At 67.5% G+C, this 21,457-nt stretch carries 21 protein-coding genes and 3 pseudogenes; 12 read left to right on the forward strand and 12 right to left on the reverse strand.

Annotated features, from left to right (window positions below):
• Position 1: 1 nt before the first annotated feature.
• Complete coding sequence (locus ACLF3M_RS12595) at positions 2-2,473, reverse strand: PAS domain S-box protein (protein ID WP_430657283.1); 2,472 nt, start codon at positions 2,471-2,473, stop codon at positions 2-4.
• 382 nt (positions 2,474-2,855) lie between these two features.
• Here ACLF3M_RS12595 and ACLF3M_RS12600 point away from each other — a divergent pair, with 382 nt between their 5' ends.
• From ACLF3M_RS12600 to ACLF3M_RS12610, 3 genes and pseudogenes are all read left to right on the forward strand, one after another.
• Positions 2,856-2,975, forward strand: coding sequence for a NepR family anti-sigma factor (locus ACLF3M_RS12600; protein WP_430657284.1), 120 nt, complete (start codon positions 2,856-2,858; stop codon positions 2,973-2,975).
• A gap of 180 nt (positions 2,976-3,155) precedes the next feature.
• Positions 3,156-3,473 carry a hypothetical protein gene (locus ACLF3M_RS12605; protein WP_430657285.1) on the forward strand — a complete coding sequence of 106 codons (318 nt, stop codon included), beginning with the start codon at positions 3,156-3,158 and terminating at the stop codon, positions 3,471-3,473.
• A gap of 214 nt (positions 3,474-3,687) precedes the next feature.
• A pseudogene (locus ACLF3M_RS12610) lies at positions 3,688-4,017 on the forward strand (hypothetical protein); the annotation flags it as partial.
• 29 nt (positions 4,018-4,046) lie between these two features.
• On the opposite strand, the pseudogene tnpC (ACLF3M_RS12615) reads toward ACLF3M_RS12610, so the two are convergent.
• The 4 genes and pseudogenes from tnpC (ACLF3M_RS12615) to ACLF3M_RS12630 form a co-directional block, all read right to left on the reverse strand.
• A pseudogene (gene tnpC, locus ACLF3M_RS12615) lies at positions 4,047-5,566 on the reverse strand (IS66 family transposase).
• Positions 5,567-5,654: 88 nt separating this feature from the next.
• Positions 5,655-6,005 (reverse strand): IS66 family insertion sequence element accessory protein TnpB, encoded by a 351-nt coding sequence (tnpB, locus tag ACLF3M_RS12620; RefSeq protein ID WP_430657286.1) that lies wholly within the window; start codon positions 6,003-6,005, stop codon positions 5,655-5,657.
• Positions 6,005-6,400 carry an IS66-like element accessory protein TnpA gene (gene tnpA / locus ACLF3M_RS12625; RefSeq protein ID WP_430657287.1) on the reverse strand — a complete coding sequence of 132 codons (396 nt, stop codon included), beginning with the start codon at positions 6,398-6,400 and terminating at the stop codon, positions 6,005-6,007. The genes tnpB (ACLF3M_RS12620) and tnpA (ACLF3M_RS12625) overlap by 1 nt, the downstream gene beginning before the upstream one ends.
• Before the next feature lie 342 nt (positions 6,401-6,742).
• Complete coding sequence (locus tag ACLF3M_RS12630; protein ID WP_430657288.1) at positions 6,743-7,195, reverse strand: hypothetical protein; 453 nt, start codon at positions 7,193-7,195, stop codon at positions 6,743-6,745.
• A 544-nt stretch (positions 7,196-7,739) separates the two neighbouring features.
• Here ACLF3M_RS12630 and ACLF3M_RS12635 point away from each other — a divergent pair.
• The 3 genes from ACLF3M_RS12635 (at position 7,740) to ACLF3M_RS12645 (ending at position 11,158) form a co-directional block, all read left to right on the forward strand.
• On the forward strand, positions 7,740-8,672 hold the full coding sequence (locus tag ACLF3M_RS12635) for a redoxin domain-containing protein (RefSeq protein WP_430657289.1): 933 nt from the start codon (positions 7,740-7,742) through the stop codon (positions 8,670-8,672).
• A 37-nt stretch (positions 8,673-8,709) separates the two neighbouring features.
• Complete coding sequence (locus ACLF3M_RS12640) at positions 8,710-10,089, forward strand: FAD-containing oxidoreductase (protein WP_430657290.1); 1,380 nt, start codon at positions 8,710-8,712, stop codon at positions 10,087-10,089.
• Between the two features lie 529 nt (positions 10,090-10,618).
• Complete coding sequence (locus ACLF3M_RS12645) at positions 10,619-11,158, forward strand: hypothetical protein (protein WP_430657291.1); 540 nt, start codon at positions 10,619-10,621, stop codon at positions 11,156-11,158.
• Positions 11,159-11,302: 144 nt separating this feature from the next.
• On the opposite strand, the gene ACLF3M_RS12650 is transcribed toward ACLF3M_RS12645, so the two are convergent.
• From ACLF3M_RS12650 to ACLF3M_RS12680, 7 genes are all read right to left on the reverse strand, one after another.
• Entirely contained in the window at positions 11,303-11,776 is a 474-nt protein-coding gene (locus ACLF3M_RS12650) for a DUF2141 domain-containing protein (RefSeq protein ID WP_430657292.1), read from the reverse strand.
• 89 nt (positions 11,777-11,865) lie between these two features.
• Complete coding sequence (locus tag ACLF3M_RS12655; RefSeq protein WP_430657293.1) at positions 11,866-12,360, reverse strand: DUF4142 domain-containing protein; 495 nt, start codon at positions 12,358-12,360, stop codon at positions 11,866-11,868.
• Positions 12,351-12,917 carry a NapC/NirT family cytochrome c gene (locus ACLF3M_RS12660; protein ID WP_430657294.1) on the reverse strand — a complete coding sequence of 189 codons (567 nt, stop codon included), beginning with the start codon at positions 12,915-12,917 and terminating at the stop codon, positions 12,351-12,353. The genes ACLF3M_RS12655 and ACLF3M_RS12660 overlap by 10 nt, the downstream gene beginning before the upstream one ends.
• Before the next feature lie 98 nt (positions 12,918-13,015).
• Positions 13,016-13,492: a nitrate reductase cytochrome c-type subunit gene (locus tag ACLF3M_RS12665; RefSeq protein ID WP_430657295.1), complete on the reverse strand. Its 477-nt coding sequence runs from the start codon at positions 13,490-13,492 to the stop codon at positions 13,016-13,018.
• Positions 13,492-16,041 (reverse strand): periplasmic nitrate reductase subunit alpha, encoded by a 2,550-nt coding sequence (napA, locus tag ACLF3M_RS12670; protein WP_430657296.1) that lies wholly within the window; start codon positions 16,039-16,041, stop codon positions 13,492-13,494. Before napA ends, ACLF3M_RS12665 begins: the two co-directional genes overlap by 1 nt.
• Complete coding sequence (locus ACLF3M_RS12675; protein ID WP_430657297.1) at positions 16,017-16,346, reverse strand: chaperone NapD; 330 nt, start codon at positions 16,344-16,346, stop codon at positions 16,017-16,019. The genes napA and ACLF3M_RS12675 overlap by 25 nt, the downstream gene beginning before the upstream one ends.
• Before the next feature lie 4 nt (positions 16,347-16,350).
• A complete protein-coding gene (locus ACLF3M_RS12680) occupies positions 16,351-16,521 on the reverse strand; it encodes a periplasmic nitrate reductase, NapE protein (RefSeq protein ID WP_430657298.1) in 171 nt (56 codons plus the stop codon).
• Between the two features lie 276 nt (positions 16,522-16,797).
• On the opposite strand from ACLF3M_RS12680, the gene ACLF3M_RS12685 reads away from it, so the two are divergent.
• The 6 genes and pseudogenes from ACLF3M_RS12685 to ACLF3M_RS12710 all read left to right on the forward strand — a co-directional run bounded on the left by ACLF3M_RS12685 (position 16,798) and on the right by ACLF3M_RS12710 (position 21,366).
• On the forward strand, positions 16,798-17,721 hold the full coding sequence (locus ACLF3M_RS12685; protein WP_430657299.1) for a hypothetical protein: 924 nt from the start codon (positions 16,798-16,800) through the stop codon (positions 17,719-17,721).
• Between the two features lie 334 nt (positions 17,722-18,055).
• Positions 18,056-18,373, forward strand: coding sequence for a hypothetical protein (locus ACLF3M_RS12690; protein WP_430657300.1), 318 nt, complete (start codon positions 18,056-18,058; stop codon positions 18,371-18,373).
• An 82-nt stretch (positions 18,374-18,455) separates the two neighbouring features.
• The gene (gene tnpA / locus ACLF3M_RS12695; protein ID WP_430657301.1) at positions 18,456-18,857 is read left to right on the forward strand and encodes an IS66-like element accessory protein TnpA; all 402 of its coding nucleotides are present in this window, start codon (positions 18,456-18,458) and stop codon (positions 18,855-18,857) included.
• A complete protein-coding gene (gene tnpB / locus ACLF3M_RS12700) occupies positions 18,854-19,198 on the forward strand; it encodes an IS66 family insertion sequence element accessory protein TnpB (RefSeq protein WP_430657302.1) in 345 nt (114 codons plus the stop codon). The genes tnpA (ACLF3M_RS12695) and tnpB (ACLF3M_RS12700) overlap by 4 nt, the downstream gene beginning before the upstream one ends.
• 61 nt (positions 19,199-19,259) lie before the next feature.
• A pseudogene (gene tnpC, locus ACLF3M_RS12705) lies at positions 19,260-20,791 on the forward strand (IS66 family transposase).
• Positions 20,788-21,366, forward strand: a complete 579-nt coding sequence (locus tag ACLF3M_RS12710; RefSeq protein ID WP_430657303.1) for a YecA family protein — start codon at positions 20,788-20,790, stop codon at positions 21,364-21,366. Before tnpC (ACLF3M_RS12705) ends, ACLF3M_RS12710 begins: the two are co-directional and overlap by 4 nt.
• The last annotated feature ends 91 nt before the right edge of the window (positions 21,367-21,457 follow it).

Here is a 21,457-nt window from a genome sequence, read left to right on the forward strand (position 1 = left end):
GTTAGACCGCACTCTCCCGGCATAGATCCGCCAGGACACGCGCGATAGGCACCGCAATGGTGCAGACTAGCCCCGCGTCATCCCAATCGCACTCCACGCGGCCGCCGAGTTGGTTCTGCACCGTCGCCTCGATAACCCGCGAGCCGAAGCCGCGCCGTGACGGGGTGCCCGTCAAACGTGGCCCGCCGCACTCACGCCAAGTCAGAACGAGCTGGCCGAACTGACCGTCCAGCTTCCAACACACGACCACGCGCCCCTCCGGCACGGAGAGCGCACCATATTTAGCTGCGTTGGTTGCAAGTTCGTGCAGCGCCATCGAAATCGCCTGCACCGCTTGAGACGCCAACGGCAAATCGGGGCCGTTTAGCATCACTCGCTGATACGACGTGACTGCATCCGCCTCGCCGCTTGCGTCAGGCTGAAATGTCGCCAATTCGGCCTCGATCAACTCGCGGAGTGCCGCCCTTTCCCACTTACCAACTGCAAGGATCGTGTGCGCCCGTGCCAGCGCGGCAACGCGGCCCTCTATGGCACGCGCGTAGGCATGGGCATCGCATTTTGGGGTGAGGCGCAGCGCGGCCTGCACCACTGCCAGCGCGTTCTTCGCGCGGTGGTCCAACTCGCCGGCCAGCAGTGCCTGTCGTTCCTCCGCGCGGCGGCGCTCGGTGATGTCCTGCATGACGGAGATTGCTCGTGCCTGGCGCACCGCCGTGGCGGGCAGCAGCGACGCTGAAATAAGCACCCAGCGGATTGCGCCGTCCTTGCGACGCACTCGCTTTTCCACCCGATAAGGCTCGCCGGCAGCAACTGCTGCCCTGAAGCCGGCCTCGTTGCCGGCCCGGTCCTCCGGATGGGTGACGTCGAGGAACGTCATACTGAGCAATTCCTGCTCGCTATAGCCCGTGATCTCGCAGAGGCTTTTGTTAACGCGGACATAGCGCAACGTCTCTGGATCGGTCTGGGATTTGCCGACAATCGAGTTCTCGAAGATGGCGCGGAACTCGGCCTCGCTGGCCGCAAGCTGAGCTTCGACAACCTTACGCTCGGTGATATCCACGTTGACGCCGAAGATTTGCCCAGGTCCGCCGTCCGGAGCCGCCACGCGACGCCCGCGCCCGGTGATCCAGCGCACCTCGCGCGTTCCGTCCAACCTAAGCCGCCACGCGCGGAAATCGGCCTCGAACTCGCCGGACGCGAAGCAAGACACGGTTGCTGCGTCGACGAGTAAGCGGTCCTGCGGATAAACAACGTCATCGAGGAAGCGGGTATAATTCACCGGCCCGTCGCGTCGGCAATCCATGCCGAAAAGAGCATACTGCTCATCCGACCAAACAACCTCGCCGGTGAGCGGCTCGAGGACCCACGTGCCGATCTGTGCTGCTTGCTGGGCAATACGCAATCTTGCCTCACCCTCTCGCACAGCCGCGGTGCGCTCCGCGATGCGCTGCTCTAGGCTCGTATTCGCCACAACGAGCTTGATTTGGGTGCGGCGCAACAGCAGCGCGCAACCGACCAGCGCCATCCACGCGGGCAACCCGAGGGCAAGCTGCAGCGCGACCGTTCGGCGCCACCGCGCGACGATAGCGGTCGTTGGACGCGCTGTGGTTACATAGAGGGGCAAGTCCCGGACGCGGCGGAACGCGATAAGGTGGGCTTCGGCGACGCCCTCGGCCGGCGACAGGCCGAGCGTTTGGCCCATATACGTGCCACTGACCTGTCCCGCGGAAGCGGCGTCTCGAAACGGGCTCCGCGGCGGGATCTGTGGGGGCGGGAACGGAAAGCCGGTGCTGCGGGCAAGCAGGGCGCCATCGACGCGTAGGAGCGCCGCGACATCGTGCTCGCCACCTATCGCAGCAAGGTCTGCCGACAGGCGAACCGGATCCACCGACGCCTGAATCACCCCGTCGAAGGCACCCGGCGACCGCCCGTTGCCGCTCTCGGTACGGCGCCGGCTGACCGCAAAAAAGACGTTATCATCAACGCGGCCGGTAGTGACCGCGCTCACGTGCAGGTCCGGCGCATCTGGCGCTCGAAGGGCGACCATCCACTCTCGGTCTGGCACGCGCACGCCGCGCGGCACCGGAAAGGTATTGGCGGTGAGCAGAAGCTCCGCATTGCGGTTGAGCACAGCGACGGTCAGCACGCCGGGCAACGACGGCAAGAGCTGTTGCAACTCACGATGCAACTCGCCCTCACGCGCACGAATCTCCTGGTCCGACAGGCCGCGTAGGACACGGTTGGCGAGATCGGCGGCAAGCCGGTCATTGTCGAGCACGCGCAGCGCGTACTCTGCAGCTGCCTCGGCACCGCGCGTTAGTTCGAAGCTCGCCGATCGCCACACATCTCGCCAGGCGAGCCAGGCAAAGGCGGTTAGGACAAGCAGCGGCAGCGAGAGTGCTAAGGGAAGTAGCCATTTAAAGCGCTGCCGAACGTCGTGCTCCGCGCCACCCGCAACACTGGTATTGATCGTCATCTCGCTTCGCTAATGGTCTTCTGAGAGTGGTTCATGTCTCATTCGGCAGGGTGGCTTCCGGCACTGCGACATAGAGCGCTCGTACGGAGAAGGCTTTTCCTGTTCGGACAAATTGTTTCCCGACGCGGACACAACCCTCAACCAGCACAATCTTCAGGAGAATGTCTTCGCTCCGCACATTGGTAGACGAACAGAGCGGGAGCGTGACGCGCGGCCGTTTCCGGGCCTCCAGCATCGCAGCGAGCTGGCGCGCCGCGCGTCAACTTACGTCCGGCACCGGGCCCGATGGCCGAGAAAGGTGAAGGCTTATGGTCTGCCAATTCGCCTCAGCTGCAAAGCAGCGCGGAGAAGCTGTGCCGAATGAAGTAGCAGCGAGAAGGCTTTGAAAGGCGACGCCCTCGACCTCTGGCTACGGTCCAGCCTGCGACAGGCGTATGACGACGTCGCAGCCGAACCTGTCCCAGAAGAACTGCTGGAGCTGCTCAAACGCAGCGAAGCCTGACGGCGGTAAGTGCCACATTGGCGGCGTCGCAGGATGGGGTGCTGGCAGGCAGTGGCCAGCCACTTCGCACGTGCTTTCGGATCGCCGCCGCGCATTCCGGGTTAATCACCCATCCTCCTTGACAACTGGCGACCGTCCAGCCTCGCCGCTGGTGTCCACATCGGCGAGAGCGAGTTCTTGATGGGCTATGAGGATTGGCTGCTCGCGCAAAACGGCGAGCCGCCGCGTGGGCAGCCGCGCTTTGATCCGACGCCTCGCTACATCGCCACCGGGCGGGACCTTGGTGAATTGGTCCGCCAGGCCGTTACGCTCGCCGGCGCGCTGCCACTGCTGCTGGCGACCCCGGCAGGCGGGCCGGACCCGCGCTACGGCGGCATGTTCCCTGCGGCGTCACCGGCGCTGAACCCCTCGAATCCCTACCGCCGCTTGCGCAGCCAAGGCGGAGGCTCCGCGAGTTTCGGCTGCCACATATCCAGGCCATGGTCGGCGAGGGCGTAAATCGCGCCGCTCGTGCGGCCTATTGGCAGAAGTGGTTCGTGCATCGCACGCTGCGGCCGGAGGCATATGGCGGCTTGGCGCATCAGCGGCTGGTCAATGGCGTCACCGACTACCCGGTGCATGAGGCGTTCCTGAAGTCGGAGGCGCTGGATCGAACGCGAACCAAGCAGGGTACTCACCTGCTGTCGCACAGCTTCCCCGACGGCTCGCCCCCCCCTTCTCGGCCTACCCGGGTGGCGGGGCCAGCGTCGCCGGCTCCACCGCGACGATGCTGAAGGCCTTCTTCGACGAGAGCGTGGTGATCGTCGATCCGGTCCAGCCCGATCCACGCGATCCGACGCGGCTCGTCCCCTATGCCGGTCCGCCGCTGGCCACGAACTTCGCCATGGGCCGGAATTGGTCGGGCATCCACTGGCGGAGCGACGCTTCGGCCGGCATGGCCGTCGGCGAAGCAGTGGCGATCGGGATACTGTGCGACGAGCATGCAACGCTCCGTGAAGACTTCGAAGGCTTCTCCTTCACGCGCTTCGTAAGCGTGCGCTGACGGCTACGGCGTCGGCGGGTTGACGCAGCTCAGACGGCGTCGGGCCGGAGGTTCCAGGGCGCGAGTTCGCCGATGCGGTTGATCGGGTGGTCGGCGATGCGATCCAGGAGCAGGCGCAGGTAGGCCTGCGGATCCCAGCCGTTGAGCTCCGCAGTGCCGACCAGGGTGTAGATGATCGCGGCCCGCTTGCCGCCCTCGATAGATCCGGCGAACAGGTAGTTCTTCCGCCCCAGCGCGAGCGGCCGCATCCGCCGCTCGGCGGCGTTGTTGTGCAAGCAGGCGCGGCCGTCGCGCAGCACCGTTGTCAGCGCGGCCCACTGCACTAGGGTGTAGCGGATGGCCTTGGCCAGGTCCGACTTGCCGGAGACCCGCCGCAGCGTTGCCTCCAGCCAGGCGTGCAGGTCGGCCATCACCGGCGCCGAGCGAGCCTTGCGAACGGCGAGGCGCGCCTCCGGTGACTGGCCGTGGATTTCCGCCTCGATGGCGAACAGCGGCTGCATGCGCTCGATCGCCTCGCGCGCCAGCGGGCTGCCATTGGCTAGCAACTCGTCGTGGAAGTAGCGCCGCGCATGCGTCCAGCACGCCGCCTCGACCACGCGGCCGCTCTCGTAGAGGGCGTTGAACCCAGCATAGGCGTCGGCCTGCAGGATGCCCTCGAAGTCCCGCAGGCGCCGCTGCGGATGCTCACCCTTCCGGTCCGGCGTGAACTCGTAGCGCCGAATGGTCGGTCGTCGCGCAGATAGGCCCAGAACCGCGCGGCCTGCGTCCTGCCGCGGCCAGGCGAGAGCATCGGCATCGGCGTGTCGTCGGCATGCACGCGCGGCCCGGCCAGAGCGTGGCGGCCGATGTACGTGGCCATCCGCTCGGCCAGTTCCGCCGACTTGCCGACCCAGCCCGCCAATAGCCCGCGCGGCAGGTCCAGTCCGTCGCGGGCGTAGATCTCCGACTGGCGATAGAGCGGGATGTGGTCGCAGTACTTCGAGACCAGCACATGGGCCAGCAATCCCGGGCCTGGCCTGCCGCGCTCGATCGGCAGCGACGGCATCGGCGCCTGCGTCATCGCCTCGCAGGTCCGGCAGGAGAACGCAGGCCGGACGTGGCGCACCACCTCGAACCGGCCGGGGCGGTACTCCAGGATCTCGGTGACGTCCTCGCCCACCTTGCGCAGCGCACCACCGCAGGTCCGGCAGGTGCAGCCCTCAGCTGGCAGGTGCTCGACATCACGCCGCAGCAGACTGTCAGGCAGCGGCTTGCGGCCGCGTCGCCGCGCCTTCTCCTCCGGCGCCTTGGCGCTGGCCGCCTCGTCCTCGGCGTCCGCGGTGTCCGATGCAGCGATGTCGGCCAGCACCTCGTCGAGCCGCAATTCCAACTGCTCGACCTCGCCCGCCAGGCGCTCCGACGATCGCCCGAACCGCTCGTGCCGCAGCCGCGCGATCTGCACCTGCAGCCGCTCTGCCTCCAGCGTCTTGGCCTGCAGGCCGAGCTCCGCGCTGCGACGGGCCGTGCGCTCCTCGGCCAGTTCCCCGCGCAGCGCCGCGATCATCGCCATCAGCGCGGCAGGGTCTTCGGGCAGTGCGCTGTCGGCGTGCGGCGTCACGCCGGAATCGTCCCAGACGGCGCCGCGTCGGCGCAAGGGGCTACACCGCGATCTCGGGCTTCCAACTCGGCGTCGGCGTGCGACAATCCAGGCCCTCCAGCAGCATCGCCAGTTGCGCCGTCGTCAGCGTCACCACGCCCTCGCGCGCGATCGTCGGCCAGATGAACCTGCCCTTCTCGAGCCGCTTGGCCAGCAGCACCAGGCCCTGGCCGTCCCACCACAACGCCTTCAGCAGATCGCCCCGCTTGCCGCGGAACAGGAACAGGTGGCCGGAGAACGGATCGGCCTTCAGCGCCGTCTGCACCTGCGCCGCCAGCCCGTCGAAGCCCTTGCGCATGTCCGTCGCGCCGAGCGCGAGGTGAACGCGCATCCCGGCATGCAGCGCCAGCATCAGCTGTCCAGCGCCGCCGCCAGCCGACCCAGCACCTCCGGCGCAATCGCCTCGGAGACACGCAGCACACGGCCGTTCCGCAGTACCAGCTCGATCGTCGCTCCGGACCGCGCAGGCCGTTCAGGACGTGGCGATGCGGGAGCCTGCGGCCGCGGCGGTGGATCCTCGACGACGCGAACCGGCACCAGAGTGGGCGGGACCTCCGGCTCCATCCGCACGAGGCCCGGCATCGTCCCCTCGCGAGCCTGCCGCCGCCACTCGAACAACAGGCTTCGGCTCATGCCATGGCGGTCGGCGACGCCCGCCACCGACGAGCCCGGACGCATCGCCTCCTCGACCAGGACCAGCTTCTGCTCCGTCGTCCAGCGGCGCCGCCGCTGCACCACGCTGATCACCTCGCCCCGCTGACCGTCCGGCAACGCCCATACCCCTACGCGTAAGGGCGACAACGGACTTCCGCATCGCCCAGTAGCCGCGCAGGTCAGCCGACCAGCACCACGCACCGCAAGGCAGTCGAGGGAAGACGCTTACCGCGCTTCGACGGCAGCCGCGTGACAGTCTGAATCCTCGGCCGGGCTGCCGCGTCCACAGTGCGCGGCAGCCGCCATTGTATGCGGCGTCTCAGCACGGTTTGCCGATGAAGGTCGCCCAGGTCGTGCGGGGCACTGCAAACCACTCACGCTTTCACGTGCGATCCGTGTAGCGGCGAAAGCGGTCTTTTTCGTGGATGCCAGCCACTACCGCGTCGTCACCTGGACAAGTGCGGTAACGGGCTGACCGTTCACAAGGATGGGCCGGTGATGGTCATCGGCCAGGAGAATTCCGATCACGTGCGGGCCGGTGGCGATGGGGCAGTGACCGAATCGGGCGGTGATCAAGTCGCCGCCGAAGTCACTGTTCATGCTGTTGTACGGGCGACCCGGGATGTTGCAGGTGTCGCCGTCCGGTTCGAGCTTCATGTGGACATGACCGCAACGCGGCTCCGCCCCGCACTGGCCGGCAGGCCGAAGTGTGAAGTTGCTCCGCACGACAACGCCGATCACGCGCTCCGGATCCGTGCCGAGCGGCACGACCATGCCTTCGGCCGGCCAAACGATCTCCAGCCTTGCAGGGTCTTCGGCCACGGCAGGAAAGCTGCCAAGGCAGACGATGAGGCAAGCCAGGACGGCTTGCGCGACGCTTCGGAACATTGATTGTTTCCTTAATGGAATTATTGGTGGCTGAATGGTCGGCTGCAACGAGGCGGCTCGCGCGCGACTGCAAGGACAAGGAGGCCGCCGACCAGATGACGGGCATGCGGACGTGGGGAGCGTTGCGAACGAGAAAGCGAAGGCGCGGCGCGGCACAGCGAACTTGTCCCTCGACTGAGGGACCCCTCCGGGACGGGATAATGGGCGCGTCTGAGCGCAGCGACGCGCACGCTCGTGTGTTGTACCCACGGAGTGGATCAAAGCAGCGTTGACCAAAGGTCTCGGCGAGTTTCTTCTCGCAGCCAGTTCTACGGTGCCGGCGACGGTTCGAATCCGGGAGCACTCGCTCCACCAGTTCCCGTGGGCGGCTCACTCTCTGATAGACGGACCGCGGCGCTGAGTGGCAGGTTTTCTGGGGTTTTCACCGCAGGCCTGTTGACTGGCCCGACGCGCAGACGCCCAAGGTCGCTCTCCGGCGGCCAACGCTCTCTGGAGGATGTTTGCAGTGTACCGTCGGGACCTTCTGTCTTCCGGAATTGCATCCGTGGCGACCACGGTGGGCGCCCTGCCGCAAGCGGCGCAGGCGGTGGGACCGGCAGCACCACCCTTCCTGGTGGACCAGTGGCTGAACGCTGCAGCGCCGCTTGATGCCGCGGTGCTGCGCGGCAGGGTGGGCCTCGTGAACTTCTGGACCTATTCCTGCATCTACGCCCTGCGCTCTATGAGCTATATCGAGCGCTGGCACGAGGAATACGGGCCTGCCGGCTTGCAGGTCGTCGGAATCCACACGCCGGAATTCGCTTTCGAGCACCTCCGCGCTAACGTGGAGCTTGCGCTGCGCGAGTACGGCATCCGCTTTCCCGTAGGCCAGGACAACGACTACCGGACCTGGCGGGCGTGGAGCAACCGGGCCTGGCCGAGCTTCTACATCCTCGATCGGGAGGCGCGGATCGTGATGCTCCGCGAAGGCGAGGGCCACGCGATGGAGATGGAGCGGACCATCCGCGGGCTGCTCGGCCTCTCGCCGGACGTGGCCCGGCGGAATCCACCGGACGACATGGATCTCTCGCGCGTCGCTTCGCCGGAGATGTATTTCGGTGCGATCCACCCGACGCCGCAGGAAGCCGCACAGTCGCCTCGCCGGGGCGTGGCAACCTACGCCTTCATCCCCGGCGGGCCGCGGCTCAACCGTTACGAGCTCGACGGAAGCTGGGCCAGGGACGGCGAGCCGTTGGTTCTGCGCTCCGACCAGGGTAGGCTGCGGCTGCACTACTCCGCGGCGAAAGTCCACTTTGTCGCGGGCGCGCCCGATGGCGCGACGGTGCGAGTCAGATCCGGGACGGAGGAGTGGCGAACAATCCGCATCGGCTGGCCTGCTCTGTACACGGTTGTCGACGGCACACGTTACGGCGAGCTGGTCATGGAGCTCGAGGCCACGTCGCCCGGCCTGTCGCTCTACAGTGCGACCTTCGGATAGCGTCAGCCCTTCGGTTGGGTATGAGGAGCAGGCCAGGATGGTCGAGAGCTACGATGCCGTCGTCATCGGCAGCGGTCAGGCCGGCCCGTCGCTTGCCGTGCGCTTGGCGCAGCACGGCTTGCGCACGGCGCTGATCGAGCGCGAGCACCTCGGCGGCACCTGCGTGAACGATGGCTGCACCCCGACAAAGACGCTGGTGGCGAGCGCCCGCGTCGCCCACATGGCTCGACGTGCCGCGGACTACGGCGTGCGTATAGGCGGCGAGGTCGGCGTAGACATGGCCGCCGTGAAGGCGCGCAAGGACCGGGTGGTGCAGGCGTCGCTTGACGGCCTCCGCGCCTGGCTGTCCGGCACGCAGAACCTCGACCTTGTTGCGGGCACAGCGCGGTTCACGGGTCCGCGCACGATTTCGGTCGGCGCGCGTGCCCTGACCGCCTCGCGCATCTTCATCAACACCGGCGGCCGACCCCTTGTGCCAGACTGGCCTGGCCTCTCCGAAGTTCCCTACCTCACTAACGTCTCCATGATGGACGTGGACCGTGTGCCGAAGCACATGATCGTGGTGGGCGGCAGCTATATCGGTCTGGAATTCGCGCAAATGTTTCGCCGGTTCGGATCCGAGGTGACGATCCTCGAACATGCGGATCGGCTGATCGCGCGTGAGGATCCGGACGTCTCCGCCACCATCCGTGAAATCCTGGAATCTGAGGGCATCGCGGTGCGCTGCGGGATCCGTGATCCCACCGTCGCGCCGCACGCCTCCGGAGTGCGCGTGGACGCCACCATCGCGAACCAGCCCCTCTCAGTTGTGGGCAGCGACCTGCTGCTGGCGGTCGGACGGCGGCCGAACGTGGAGGATCTCGACCTTGAGGCCGCCGGCGTCAAGCTGGACGCACGCGGCTTCATCGCGGTTGACGACGAGCTTCGGACGAGTGCGGAAGGCATCTGGGCGCTCGGCGACGCCAACGGGAAGGGCGCCTTCACCCATACCTCGTACAACGACTATGAGATCGTCGCGGCCAATCTGCTGGACGGCGACTCACGCCGTGTCTCGGCTCGGATCACGGCCTATGCGCTGTTCACCGACCCGCCGCTCGGCCGCGCCGGCATGACGGAGGCCGAGGTGCGCGCGACCGGCAAGCCAGCGCTCAAGGGTCACATCCCGATGACCCGCGTTGCCCGCGCGCGCGAACGAGGTGAGACGCAGGGTTTCATGAAGGTGCTGGTGGACGGCGAGACGAAGCTCATCCTCGGCGCCGCCCTGCTTTGCATCGAAGCAGATGAGATCGTCCATTCGCTGCTCGACGTCATGAGCGCGCGGGCGCCGTACACGGCGATCGAGCGGACCATGCACATCCATCCGACCGTGAGTGAGCTGATTCCGACGATGCTCGGGGAGCTGCGCACGGTGAGCTAGCTGCGCCTCGGCCGGCCGAGTTGCGCAGCCCATCGCGCGGGACCTTGTCCAACAAGCTCGAACTTGAGCGAAAGCCGGGGAGAGACGTTTCCGCCTTGGTTTCCGGTCGTCTGCTTCTGGGCCCCTTCTGTCGGATAGAGGGGCAGCAACTACCCCGCACCAGAGAAAGTTGTGTTCTCGGTTTCCACCGCTGCTCCAGTCGGTCTTCTCACAACCCGTCTCTCCTCGACGGCGCACCGCGCTGAAGCCCAAGTTTGGCAGAGGTTTCCGTACAGACCTTGATGGTTCGAAGGCGGAATCACCGTCAAATTCGGGCCGGAGAGAGCGGAGAGTCTCCGAACCTTGAGGGTTGGCCGATTTTACCCTCAAGCTTAAGTCGTTGATCGCGAATCGCTTTTGTCGGGACCCCGCCGCGAAATTCAGGCTTGCGATTGCTCAGGCGATCCGCCGCACTAACTCTCTCACGCGCCCTCAAGCCTCGGCAGCGAACAGCTGTCCGGCACGCGAGCAGCTAATCTTCTGGAGACCCATGTCCGAGATCGACCGCGTCTTCGCCCGTTTCCGGGACGATAAGTCTCCCACCGCGGAGCGCCGCGAGGTCCGCAACGTGCCCCAGCGCGGCACCCGGGGCAGCAGGACGGTCGAGGTCGTGCATGTCCGCTCCGGCGCCCCCGGCCGCGCGCGCGAACAGGCCAGGCCGCGTTCCCTCGGGGTTCGCGCCGCATCGTGGGAAGACAGTTTCCCCGCTCGCGACGCACCGCCTGCGTTCCCCGACGCGCCGAAACCCAGTATCGCCGCGCCGATGACACCGACCTTCCATGTCATGCCGCCGAGGTCGCCGTCGGTGCCGGCGGCAGTAGCTGAGCCTGCCGTTCCTGACCCAGAGCTCGTCGTCGCACCTCGCCGCGGCCCAGGGCGACCTCGCAAGCAAACGGCTGTCGCACCGCGTAGGCGCGTCGCCGGCCCCTTCGACTCGAACGACGACGGCGCGAACTGCCGTCGGTGCGGCTATGTGATCGAGCCGGCGCGGGAAAAGCGCGGGATGGTGACCTGTGCGGGGTGCCGCTGATATCTGTTGCAGACGAAGGTCACTGTGGCCGCCGCGAAATGCCACGCTGGCCGAACGCAGCGTCGAATTCGAAAGCTGGGCCATGGCCGAGAAAAGCCTTGACCAGCCAACCGTCCACAGAAACGGGCAACTTCAGAGACCTTTTCAGAACCAGGAGGCGGTTGGGTAAAGTTCGACGCGCAGTGTACTGCCTTCTCGGGGCCAGACGATGGCGGCTTCGTCGAAAGTGGGAGCGCGCCGCAGGCGTGGATGCCACCGACCCGCAAGGAAGCCGAGCGGCTCAGTCGGTAGGCCGACGATGGGCCATCGGTTAATGCGGCCGTCGGAATTGCTGTCTTGGTGGCCGAGAACCGCGTAGGTGCCCGGCGGTACATCGCGGATCTCGACGCGGACCGTCGAACCGCTCGCCGGGACGCTTGCGCCCCAGGGACAGTCCGCGTCCTCCGATAGGAAGCGCTCCCGCCGGCAAATAGCGATCCGTATCGTCCCTTCGCCTGCGGTGACGCCATCTACGACCAATGTCACGCTGCCGCCGGCGGCTTGTAGAGGCGTAGACAACAGCGACATGACGAAGGCGATGACGGCTGCATGTCGCAGGAAGAGCTGCTCGGGGCGCATGCTCGCCGGGATGCCATGCTGCTGCGGTGCAGGACAAGCACGCATCGTTGAGCCGTATCTCTTCCAAGCTGCCCGAAGAGCTCAAGCGTTCAGGGCTTTACGCCGTCATGAACCTGCCTTGCCCTGTCGAGCACGCGGCGGAGTGTCGGGAGCATTTCCTCGGCCAGCGCGCGTACCGACGGGTCGGTGCTGGCCAAAGCCGCTTCATAGGCCGGGACCTCCAGATCCAGCGCCTGGACCTGCACCTCTGCATAGCGTCGGCTCAGTTCGAGGTGGTCAAGCGGCTCCAGCGCTTGCCATACGGTGCGCTGGTCTTCGGTCATGTCGAGCGAGGCGATGCCGCGGCCGGAGAGGAAGTCGCGCAGGCGGGGCAGCTGGACCTCGCGCCAAGCCGCCATCTCCGCGGCAAAGGTCTTCACCTCCGGCCTGGTATCGCGACTGGCAGCAACTGTCGCGGCACGGCGCTGCAGATCCGCCAAGCCGTAGAGAGCCCGCAAGGGCCCCTCATTCGGCACCGCAGCGGTCTGTGCGCGCGCCGCGCCGGCGACAGTCAGTAGCAAAAGCGCGCGCCGGATCACTGCCATCCCGGCACGCCTCGCATATCGGGCAGGCGGTGGGCGATGCCCCGATGGCACTGAATGCAGGTCCGCTCCCCGGTAAACAGGAATCGCTCATGCGCCGACGCGGCGCGCGGGTTCTGCTTCGTCAGGTCCATCGCCTCCGCCGTGTGGCAGTTGCGGCATTCCAGGCTGTCGTTTGCCGTCATCCGCGCCCACTCCCGCTCCGCCATGGTGCGTCGGTGGTCGAGGAAACGCTCGCGCGTGCTGATGGTACCGAAGAGATGGCCCCACACCTCCATCGAGGCCTGCATCTTACGCGCAATCTTGTTGGTCCACTCGTGCGGGACGTGGCAGTCCGGGCAGCCGGCCCGAACGCCGGATCGGTTGACGTGATGAATGGTGCCCTGCAGCTCCTCGAAGACGTTGCTTCGCATCTCGTGGCAACCGATGCAAAACGCTGGGCGATTGGTGAACTCCAGTGCCGTGTTGAAGCCGCCCCAGAACATCACGCCGGCCACGAAGCCGCCGAGCGTCAGGAAGGCAAGGCTCAGCGTCCGAGCCGGGGACAGCGCCGTACGCACGACAGGTAGGCCGCGGAACCAGCGCCACGACCGGCGGGCGAAGCCGGGCCGCTGCGTCGGGCCGGCGGCGCGGGGATCCGTGTCTCCGGTCGCCGACATTAGCGGCCACCCCTGCTGCTGCCCGGACGTTCCGGCTCCGTGAGCGCGTCCATGTCCTGGAAGCGGTTCTCGACGAGCGGCCGGGCCTCGGTCTGTGGGACGTGGCAAGCGAGGCAGGCGTAGCGCCGAGGCGCGAGGCCGCCCAGCGTATTGCCTTCCCGGTCCTGGTAATGCGTGACGGAGATCATCGGCGCCTGGCTCTGTTCCGTAAAACGGCGCGAGTGGCACGACATGCAGCGGTTGGCGTTGAGGTCGAGCGCATACCCTTCGATCGCGTGTGGGATGACGGGCGGCTGATCGGGGTAGTTCCGACGCACGCGCACGTCGTTGGTGACCGGGCGAGGCAACGGCGGTGCGGGTGCTTCGGTCGTGAAGGGCTCGGGCCCTCGAAGCCGCGGCGCGTCTTGGGCCATCAGACCGCCAGCGACGATGCAAAGCGCCACCAGCGCCGCGAAGACGGCAAACGGCCGGCGCATCAGCGGGGCGCTCCGCGCTGATCGGGCGCGGACGCCGGCCTCACGGCCGGGCGCTCCGCCGCCGCGACCACCTTCACGGCACACTTCTTGAAGTCGGTCTGCTTCGAGATCGGGTCCGTCGCGTCCAGCGTGACCTTGTTGATGAGCTGGCTCGCATCAAAGAAGGGGACGAACACCAGGCCGCGCGGCACCCGGTTGCGGCCGCGGATCTCGACGCGGGAGCGGATCTCGCCGCGACGGGAGATGATGCGCACCTCTTGCCCACGCCGGAAGCCGCGGCGCTGCGCGTCCTCGGGGTGCATGAACAGTACGGCCCCCGGGAAGGCGCGATAGAGCTCCGGCACCCGCAGCGTCATGGAGCCGGAGTGCCAGTGCTCCAGCACGCGACCGGTGACGAGCCAGAGGTCGTATTCTGAATCCGGCGTCTCGGCGGGCGCCTCGTAGGGCGCGCCGACGATGTTCGCGCGCTTGTCGGGGTTTCCGTAGAACTGGATGCCGCTTCCGCGCTCGACATAGGGATCGAGCCCCTCGCGGTAGCGCCACTTCGTCTCCTGCCCGTTCACCACCGGCCAGCGCAGCCCGCGTACCTCGTGATAGGTGTCGAAGGGCGCGTAGTCATGGCCGTGGCCGTTGCCGCAGCGGATGTATTCTTCCCAGATCCCCTTCTGCACGTAGAAGCCGAAATCCTTTGATTCCGTGTTGTTGTGATCCGGGCTAAGCTGGGAGAGCGGGAAGGCGTCCACCTGCCCGTTCCGGAACAGCACGTCGAACAGCGTCTTGCCGCGGTAGTCCGGCGCGGCGTTCAGGATCTCGGCCGGCCAGACCTCGTCTGTCGTGAAGCGCTTCGAGAACTCCATGACCTGCCAGAGGTCGGAGCGCGCCTCGCCCGGCGCGTCCACGAGCTGACGCCAGAACTGGGTGCGCCGCTCTGCATTGCCGTAGGCGCCTTCCTTCTCGACCCACATCGCGGTCGGCAGGACGATGTCGGCGGCGCCGGCTGTGACGGTCGGATAGGCATCGGAGACGACGACGAGGTTCTCGGGGTTGCGGTAGCCGGGATAAGTTTCGTTGTTGGTGTTCGGCGCCGTCTGGAGGTTGTTGTTGCACATGATCCAGTAGGCGTTCAGCTTGCCGTCCTTCAGCATGCGGTCCTGCTGCACGGCGTGGTAGCCGACCTGCCCCGGGAGCAGTCCGGCCGGCAGTCTCCAGATCTCCTCCACTAGCTTGCGGTGATCGGCGTTCGCCACGAGCATGTCAGCTGGCAGGCGGTGGGCGAAGCAGCCGACCTCGCGCGCCGTGCCGCAGGCCGAAGGTTGCCCCGTCAGCGAGAACGGGCTGTTGCCGGGTTCCGCGATTTTGCCGGTCAGCAGATGGATGTTGTAGACCATGTGGTTCGCCCAGACACCACGGACGTGCTGGTTGAACCCCATTGTCCAGAGCGACATGACCTTGGTCTTCGGGTCGGCGTAGAGCCTGGCCAGCGCCTCGAGCTGCACCTTCGGCACGCCCGAGATCTCGCTCGCACGGTCCAGCGTGTATTCGCTTACTAACCTCGCATAAGCATCGAAGTCGGCTGCCTGCGAGACCTGCGCGTCATCGGCGTGCTGCGCGCGCTGCTCCATCACATGGTCGGGCCGCAGGCCGTAGCCGATATCGGTGTTGGCCAGGCGAAAATTGACGTGCTTCTGCACGAAGTCACGGTTCACGGCGCCGGACTGGATGATGTGGTTCGCGATGTAGTTCAGGATCGCAAGATCGCTACCCGGCTTAAAGATCAGCGACGCATCGGAGAGATCCGTCGTCCGGTGCTCATAAGTAGAGAGGGTGTGGATACGCACATGCGACGCCGAGAGGCGTCGGTCGGTCACCCGCGTCCAGAGGATCGGGTGCATCTCCGCCATATTCGAGCCCCAGAGCACGAAGGCGTCGGCATGCTCGAAATCGTCGTAGCAGCCCATCGGCTCGTCGCTGCCGAAGGTGCGGATGAAGGTCACGGCGGCCGAGGCCATGCAGTGCCGCGCATTGGGGTCGAGATTGTTGGACCGGAAGCCAGCCCGCATCAGCTTGCTTGCGGCGTAGCCCTCGAACATCGTCCACTGGCCGGAGCCGAACATGCCGACCGCGGTCGGCCCCTTCTCCCGCAGGATGCGCTTCCAATGCGCGGCCATGGTGTCGAAAGCCTGGTCCCAGCTAACGGGCTGGAGCTCACCCTCTTTGTCGAAACGCCCGTTGCGCATGCGCATGAGCGGCCGGGTCAGCCGGTCAGCGCCATACATGATCTTGGAGAGGAAGTAGCCTTTCACGCAGTTCAGGCCGCGGTTCACCTCGGCGCGCATGTCGCCATGGGTGGCGACGACGCGCCCGTCACGCGTCGCGACCATCACGCCGCAGCCGGTGCCACAGAAACGGCAGGGCGCCTTGTCCCACTTTAGGCGCAGCTCGTCGCCGACCGGCACGTTCTGGGCCGAGGCGGGCATCGCGATGCCGGCTGCCATGGCGGCCGCGGCAGCGGCCTGAGCCTTGATTAGTTCCCGACGTGACGCGTGCATGGCGCGCACTCCCCGCTGCTGGCCTGGGCAGGCTCGATCGGTTCGACGTGATGGAAGACGAGTGTCGCGGCGAGCACGCCGTCGAGCAGCTGGATGGCGTTCAGCCGCTCGACGATCTCGGATTCGCTCGACGTTTCGAGCAACACGACGAGCTTGCCCCCTTCGGCGCTCCCACGAAGCTCGGCGCCAGGGATCGCGGCGATGCGCATAGCCACTGTCTCCGCGTGCCGCGGCAGGCTGTGCACGACCAGGCTGGAGATGTGCAGTTCGACGGGCCGAGCGCCGTGGGGCTTGGGCGGGTACACGGGGTCAGCCCGGCCCTGGCGGTCCGGCCAGCACGTGGTACATCCAGACTACGAATCCCCAGCCCGCGACGACTCCGACCGCAATGAAGGGCCAGATGAAAACCGCGAGCAGCAGGAAGGTGAATAGCTCCCGCGCCCGCACCGACCGTGACGGCCGTGTGAGAGTTTCCCCCACCGTTTGACCCTGCCTTCCTCAACGACTGCGCGCCGCACAGCGCGCGACGAACGGTAACAACGCGCAAACTCGAAAGGCAAGAACCGGTTTCGACACGCGAACACCGAAACGATGCTCGTTCTGCTGATGGGCTACGCCGCAAGCACCGTCGCTTAATTGGCTCATTCGCGGCGGCAGGCCGCCAACTGCGAGGTCGCCACCTTCTGTTTAACCGCCGCATCCCGTAGGTGCGCTCCGACGCGAGGCAACGAGGGTAAGACGTGAGGGGGAGCGGGATTGGAAAGCGGCGACACTCGGGAAGGCGTTCGTTGGTTCAGACATGCCGAGGGCGCGCAAGAGCTCGGCATCAAGGTCAAAAGCTTCCGCCGCCTTGCCGCCCGCCAGGGTTGGGAGCGAATGCGCGGCAACGACGGAGGTGACCGCGTCGCGGTGCCTGTCGAGGTGATCGACCGTTACAAGCTCCGGCGAGCTCCGGCAGAGCACGCCGCCTCGCGGCTCGGGCGCGAGGGCGCAATTACCGTGGCCGAGACGATTGCCGGCCTTCTGGCGAGCGGCCGCGCGGCGGAGGCGCGGGCGCGCGGTCTTGAAGCCGAGCTGGCGCAGCAGCAGGAGCGCGCGAATAAGGCTGAGGCTGCCGCGGCGGAGCTGCTGCGCACGCTGGCACTTGCGGAAGGGGTCCTGCGGGGCGCGTCCGACGCGCGTCGTGAAGCCGAAGCAGCCGCCGCCGTAGCGCGCGACACGGCCGAAGTATCCTCCGCCGAAGCCGAGCGCTTGACGCGCGACCTGCATGCCGCGATCGCTGAAGGCGCCAGACTGCGAGAAGCGCTATCTGCGCAGGACGCGGAGCGGGAACGGCTACGGGCGGATCTCGATGGCGCCGGCGCCGCTGCAGAAGAAGCCGCGGCCGCTCTGCGCGTCGCGCAACAGGCTGCCGAGCAAGCGGAGCTCGCGCGTAGCGACGCAGAGGCGCGTGCTAGTGCGGAGGCGGCTCGCGCCCTTGAGGGGGGTAGGCGCGCCACTGACGCTGTGCAGCGCGCCGCTGACGCCGAACGCCGCGCCGTTATCGCGGAAACGCGCCAGCAGGCGCTTCGCGCAGAGGCTGAGCGCCGGGCCGAAGAGGGACGACGCCAGGCCGCGGCCGACGCCGCAGCAAAGGTCCAGGCATCTACGCCCTGGTGGCGGAAGCTGTTCAAGCGTTGACCGCAGTGATTCAAGTTGCCTGGCCCGCTGAGGCTGCGCCGGAAGCGGTGCCAAGCCATTCCCGCAGCTTCGACCAGCGCCTCCAGACGCTCACGCCCCGCCTCCGCAGAAACACATAGTAGAAAGTTTCGATGACGTTTGACACCTAAAATTGTATGCTTAAGGGCCGCGGATCGTAACCGCGGTAAGACTACACTCGTTCTGTCATTCAAACTGGGCCGGCGACGCTGACATCGCCGGCCCGCACTTTGCTGTTGGCTAGTCTCACAGACGATGATCCGGCCGAAGATGGCGGAAGACGCACGGGGCGAATGCGCTCACAAGCGAGCCCCCCATGAGCAACGTCGGCCTGGGCTTTTACGTCCCCAATCAGGTGCGGCTGACCTTCCACGGCCGCTCCGTCGATGTAGATTTCAGCGATGCCGGCGTGTCACGGCTGATCGTCATCGAGCCAGTCATCCGGCAGGCGCTCCCGCTCATCGTGGCGGCGCACGACTCTCGCCAGATGACCTGGGCGGATCTGCGCTGCGTTCTGGAGGCGCAAGGCCTCGACCTCCGCGCTGAGGTTGCCCGCAACTGGGCGGAGCCCAGTAACCGCTGTCTGTGGCCCACCTTGCGGCACGGGTTTCTGATGGTGCGCTGTCGCGGCTGATGTCGTGACGGGGTGCTGGATGGAGATCGAGGCGGAGACTGCGAGCGCTCATACGAGAAGTCGTAGGAGCGCGCGTAGCGAGGTGGTGGAGGTGATCACCAGAGGCGAGAGGCGCCGGTCGTGGTCGGCGGACCAGAAACGCCTGATTGTCAGCGAGGCGATGCAGCCTGGCGCGATGCCGGCGGAGGTGGCGCGGCGCTGGGGCATTGGGACGGGCCTGCTCTACACGTGGCGTCGGCAGTTGCTGGCCGGCGAGTTCGGCGAGCCGCCGGTGCCGGTGCCGGTCTTCGCCCAGGTCAGCCTCGCTCCTGCTGCGGAACGCAAGGCCGTGCCGCCGGATCCGACGACGCCCAGTGCCGACGCCGTGCCGGCGATGGCTGGCCGGATGGAGATCACGCTGCCGGGCGGCGCGGTGGTGTGCGTCGGCGCCGATGTGGACGGCTCGGCACTGCGTCGTGTTCTGGCGGCGCTGGGTTCCACATGATCGGCCCGGCGGCGGGGACGCGCATCTTCCTGGCCTGCGGCCAAACCGACATGCGCCGCGGCATGGATGGGCTGGCGGCGCTGGTGCAGCAGGCCTTCGGCGCCGATCCCTTCGTCGGCGCGGTCTGGATCTTCCGCGGCCGCCGCGGCCGGCTGGTGAAGTGCCTGTGGCACGATGGGCAGGGCCTGTGCCTGTTCGCAAAACGGCTGGAACGGGGCTACTTCCCCTGGCCGGTGACGAGCACCGGCAGCATCGCGCTGACCGCCGCGCAGGCCTCGATGCTGCTCGAGGGGATAGACTGGCGGAACCCGCAACGGACCTGGCAGCCGAGCGCGACGTGATCGCCGCGCCGCAGCCGATTTCCGCTTGCCGCGACGCGGCCGCGTCGGTGACGATTCCCACGTGCCGGACGACGCCCCACAGAACGCCGACGAGGCCGCGCTGCTGCGCGCAGAACTGGCCGCGGCCGAGGCGCGGATCGCTGCGCTCGAGCAGATCATCAAGGGCCTCCAGCGGGCCCGCTTCGGGCAGAGCAGCGAGCGCGTCGAGGCCGGCCAGCTTGCCCTCGAACTCGGCCGCGCGCCGCTGACGCCGGAGCCCGCGAACGACACGACCAGCAAGCCCCGCGACAACACCGGCAGCGGCCAGCGCCGCGCAATCGCGGCGCGCTGCCGGCGCATCTCGAGCGGATCGAGGAGGTGCTCGACCTCGCCGACCAGGGCTGCCCCTGCTGCGGGGTTGCGATGCGCCGGATCGGCGAGGATCGGTCGGAACGGCTCGACGTGGTGCCGGCGCAGCTGCGCGTCCGCGTCACCATCCGCCCGCGCTACGCCTGCCGGCGCTGCGAGGAGGGCGTGCACCAGGCGCCCGCCCCGGCGCGCGCCATCCCCGGCGGCCTGCCGACAGAGGCGCTGCTCGCTCAGGTGCTGGTCGCGAAGTATGGCGACGGCCTGCCGCTCTACCGCCAGGCCGCGATCCTGGCGCGCCAGGGCATCCATCTCGACCGCTCGACGCTCTGCGACTGGGTCGCCAAGGCCTACTGGTGGCTGCGGCCGCTGCACGGGCTGGTCCTCGCCCACGTCACCGGCAACGCGCGGGTCTTCGCGGACGACACGCCGCTGCCGACGCTGGAACGCGGCCGGGGACGGACCATGGACGGCCGGCTCTGGGCCTATGCAGTGGACGACCGCGCCTGCGGCGGCACCGGACCGCCCGCGGTCGCCTACCTCTACGCCCCCGACCGCAAGGGCATCCGCCCCGCCACCCATCTCGCGCGCTTCCGGGGCGTGCTGCAGGTCGATGGCTACGCCGGCTTCAAGACCCTGGAGAGGGGACGCAACGACGGCTCGGTCGTGCTCGCCTTCTGCTGGGCGCATCTGCGCCGGCGCTTCTTCGAGATCCACGCCGGCACCGCCTCGCCGATCGCCGCCGAGGCCCTGCTGCGCATCGGCGAGATCTACGCCATCGAGCGCGAGATCCGCGGCCAATCGCCGGAGGCCCGCGCCGCCATCCGCAAGGCCCGCAGCGCCCCACTCGTCGCCGCCATGCAGGGCTGGCTGCAGGCGCAACTCGACCGCGTCAGCCGCGACAACGCGCTCGCCAAAGCCATCCGCTACGGCCTGCGCCATTGGGCCGGGCTGGAGCGCTTCCTGACCGACGGTCGGCTCGAACTCGACACCAACGTCGTGGAGCGGGAAATCCGCCCGATCGCCGTGACCAGGAAGGCCGCGCTCTTCGCGGGCAGCGAGGGTGGCGGCGAGACCTGGGCCATCGCCACCACGCTGATCCGCACCGCCATCCTGAACGGCCTCGACCCGCAGGCTTGGCTGACCGACGCGCTGGAGCGGATGGTCAGCGGCGAGGTGCGCTCGACGCAACTCGCCACCCTGCTGCCCTGGAACTGGCGCCAGCCCGGCACCGCCGCCGCGGCATGACCCGCCGCGCCCGGATCCCGGCGCTCGCCCTCGACGACCTCGAGGCCTGGCTCGCCGACCAGCCCGACATCGCCCGCCGCAACTGGACCGTCTTCGCCATCGACGGCTTCTGCGCCGCCCTCGTGGTCAGCCCCGAGCGCATCGCCACCGACGCCTGGCTGCGCGTGATCTTCGGGCCGAGCCTACCGACCGCGCCGATGGGCCTCGCCGCCGTGCAGGCCGTGCTGGATCACCGCCAGGCCGTCCACCGCGCGCTGCACATCGACCAGGGCCGGCGCTGGAGCCCGCTCTACATGCTGATCGACGATGGCACCGTCCTCGCCCAGCCCTGGGCCGCGGGCTTCATGTTCGCGGTCAAGCGATGGCCGGTCGCCTGGCGCCCCATGTTCGAGCGCAACGACCATGTCGGCCTTATGCTGCCGATCATCGCCTGCTCGGAAGCCGAGGAGGTCGAGAAGCTCATCGCAAACCGGCCCAAGGAAGTCCGCGACCACATCGGCCGCGCCTACCACCACATCCCAGAAGCCGTCTGCGCCATCCGCGACTACTGGCGACACCACGCCGCCGCGCGCTGAACCGAACTACGCAGCACCGTCAACCACCAACAGACGTGGGCTGCAGACAGCGGTTACGGAGCCCAAGCGTACCCGCCTCTACGAAACGTCA

It is taken from the genome of Falsiroseomonas sp. HW251, from assembly GCF_050563545.1.
Taxonomy (GTDB): Bacteria; Pseudomonadota; Alphaproteobacteria; order Acetobacterales; family Acetobacteraceae; genus Falsiroseomonas.